Origin of the sequence: Mesorhizobium sp. M7A.F.Ca.ET.027.02.1.1, from assembly GCF_004022985.1 — a bacterium.
In the GTDB taxonomy this organism is placed as follows: domain Bacteria; phylum Pseudomonadota; class Alphaproteobacteria; order Rhizobiales; family Rhizobiaceae; genus Mesorhizobium.
The window spans coordinates 1-2,504 of the sequence record NZ_RZOL01000604.1; the positions used below are offsets into that span (position 1 = coordinate 1).

4 protein-coding genes and 1 tRNA gene are annotated in these 2,504 nt (G+C 62.9%); 3 read left to right on the forward strand and 2 right to left on the reverse strand.

Going from position 1 to position 2,504, the window contains the following annotated elements; translation table 11 throughout:
- A partial coding sequence (locus tag EN749_RS38340; RefSeq protein WP_210214753.1) for a hypothetical protein occupies positions 1–319 on the forward strand: 319 nt, incomplete at its 5' end.
- 92 nt (positions 320–411) lie between these two features.
- On the opposite strand, the gene EN749_RS34015 is transcribed toward EN749_RS38340, so the two are convergent.
- Positions 412–1,026 (reverse strand): hypothetical protein, encoded by a 615-nt coding sequence (locus tag EN749_RS34015; protein ID WP_127810697.1) that lies wholly within the window; start codon positions 1,024–1,026, stop codon positions 412–414.
- Between the two features lie 284 nt (positions 1,027–1,310).
- On the opposite strand from EN749_RS34015, the gene EN749_RS34020 reads away from it, so the two are divergent.
- Both EN749_RS34020 and EN749_RS34025 read left to right on the forward strand, forming a co-directional pair.
- Positions 1,311–1,595 carry a helix-turn-helix transcriptional regulator gene (locus EN749_RS34020; protein ID WP_127810696.1) on the forward strand — a complete coding sequence of 95 codons (285 nt, stop codon included), beginning with the start codon at positions 1,311–1,313 and terminating at the stop codon, positions 1,593–1,595.
- A 187-nt stretch (positions 1,596–1,782) separates the two neighbouring features.
- The gene (locus EN749_RS34025; RefSeq protein WP_127810695.1) at positions 1,783–2,244 is read left to right on the forward strand and encodes a YbaK/EbsC family protein; all 462 of its coding nucleotides are present in this window, start codon (positions 1,783–1,785) and stop codon (positions 2,242–2,244) included.
- Positions 2,245–2,360: 116 nt separating this feature from the next.
- Here the strand turns inward: EN749_RS34025 and EN749_RS34030 are convergent.
- Positions 2,361–2,437 (reverse strand) — tRNA-Pro (locus tag EN749_RS34030).
- Positions 2,438–2,504: the final 67 nt, after the last annotated feature.

A 2,504-nucleotide genomic window follows, 5' to 3' on the forward strand; every position in this document is an offset into this window, starting at 1 on the left:
CGGTGGCAGTCTGCGGTGCTTAGGCCTTGTTTCCGATCACATGGTGGTGGTGGCGGTGATGATGGTGGTGGCGGACATGGTGGCGGTGATGATGGTGGTGACGATGATGCTTGGCCATCGGGGCCGCATCCGCGCTCGTCGCGCCGATGACGGGCACCGTGAAAGCCAATGCAACTGCAAGCCCGAGGGCCGAGAGGAGGGACTTCTTCATGGATGGTTTCCTTTTGTTTCGCGGGCGCATATGGATCGAGGCGATAGCCCGGCCGCCGCGAATGGAATTACGCGCCTGAATTTTTTCGTCAGTATTTCCCGATTGTAGAATTTTGTTTCTGGACTGTTTCTGCCCAATCCAGCCTCCCGCCACCATGCACGGCAAGATCGAGAGAGACGGCCATTGGGCCGCCTGTTCGACTACATCGGTGGCACGACGCCGTTGGTTCCGACCACGACGCGGCTGGCGCTCAGCGCGCCGTCGCTGCCCCGCTCAGCGGTGACGAAGACCGTCGCACCCGGCTTGAGGTTGGTAGGCGTCGCCGGCGCGAAGGTCACGACGGGCGTGGTGTCGGGGATCGAGATCTTCTTGGTCTGGCCATTGTCATAGGTCAGGGTGACGGATCGCCCGCTTATATCGGTAACGTCGGCGACGGTGCCGTTGGTCATCCGGCTGTTTGGCTGCAGGTCCCAGGGACGGTCGCCCTCGCCAGTGCCTTTCAGCGCGGCCGGAAAGACCACCACCTCCAGGGCGCCGCTGCCGCCATCCGCTTTCGAAACAGAGGCAATGCCGAGGAAATCGCCCTGCTTGATATCCTTTGCCGAGGCGTTGGCGACGCCCGAGATCTTCCAGCCAGCCTTGAGCTTGATCGCATCGGTATCGCCCTGGCGCGTTTTCACGGTGAGCAGCGTGGGCTCGAAACTGACCACCGTGCCGCGCACACGCAGCGCGTCTGCGGCCTGGGCGGCGCCCGCGCCGGCGACGGAAAGGCTGGAAATCGTGCCGAGCACGACCATGACTGTCTTCAGGTTCATTGCAAAAAATCCTTCCGGGAACGAGCCGGCTGGAACCGGATGGTTTCACGCCAGCGACCCGGAGATAACGAACGAGCGCGGCGAAACTGCCGGCAAAAGGCTGATCGGACCTTCAAAACAACTTGATCGCGACGTGTGCGCGAGAGGGCCGCGCCAGGCACCTGGTTCACGATCCCGTGACGGCCCTTTTGGCTCTTGGCAAATCGCCGGCGAGAGGGCATCTTCCCGACCGTCTCAGGCAACACTCCTCATTTGATCAAACTCTTTCAGTCATGGAGTTGCCAATGCCCCATAATGCGAAAAGCGAAGCCCACTCCGAACCGGCAACCAACGGAAGCGGGCCAAATTACAATACCCTCAGAGCGATGCGGGAGACCCGCGGTTACAGCGTGGAAGAGCTCTCCCTGACATGCGGCCTGGCGGTGGACGAGATTGAGGATATCGAAAGCGGCAGAGTGACCGACCCGTCGAAGCTGCGTCGTATTGTGTCCGCGCTTCACCTTCCCCAGGAGGCTCTGATCACCCCGGCTGCGCCGACGCCGGCGGCGCAAGGCCGATCGCTGGCGTAGATCCGCACCACGCATTCCAGAGAACCCGCCAAGGCTCCTTGGCGGGTTTCTTTGTACCTGCCGCAGCGTCTGCTTCAGCCTGGGGCTTGCCGATCTGTCTATCGCACGTGCTTATACGCGCGGCGGCCCCCGGCTGCCGAACCGCAATCTGCCGTCCATCAAGCTTTTTGAGCCATGGGTTTTCGATATGAGCCTGGAATCCGTTCGTGCCTTCTTCGCCGCCCACGCGCCCGACATCGACGTCATCGTCACGCAGGCGAGCTCGGCGACGGTGATGTTGGCGGCCGAGGCGCATGGCGTGCTGCCGGCCCAGATCGCCAAGACGATCTGCCTGCGCGTCGGCGACCGCGCCATGCTGGTGGTGACCAGCGGCATCGCCAGGCTGGACAACCGTAAGTTCAAGGACCAGTTCGGCGGCAAGCCGCGCATGCTCGACGCCGCCGAAGTTGTCGAAGCGACCAGCCATCCGGTCGGCGGCGTCTGCCCGTTCGGCCTGCCGGCGCCGCTGCCGGTCTATTTCGACGTATCGCTGCGCGAGTTTGAAGAGGTGGTGCCTGCGGCAGGCGCCACCAACGCCGCGGTGCGGATTGCGCCGCAGCGCATGGTTGAGATTACCGGCGCTGAGTGGGTGGATGTGTGCCAGAGGTAGCATTAGCACCAAGCCGGAGCTCAAGCGCACAGGACATGGTGCCCCGATCCGAGATTTGGCCGGGCTGACCGGGGCATCTGGAGGGGCGGACTTCGGGGGAAAGTCCTGCTTTGAATTGGTCGGAGTGGCCGGATTCGAACCGACGACCCCTTGACCCCCAGTCAAGTGCGCTACCGGGCTGCGCTACACTCCGGACCGGTCGCGATGTATCGTGATAACCCCGTGCGGGTCAACCGAATTCCGCGACTTTTATACCGCTG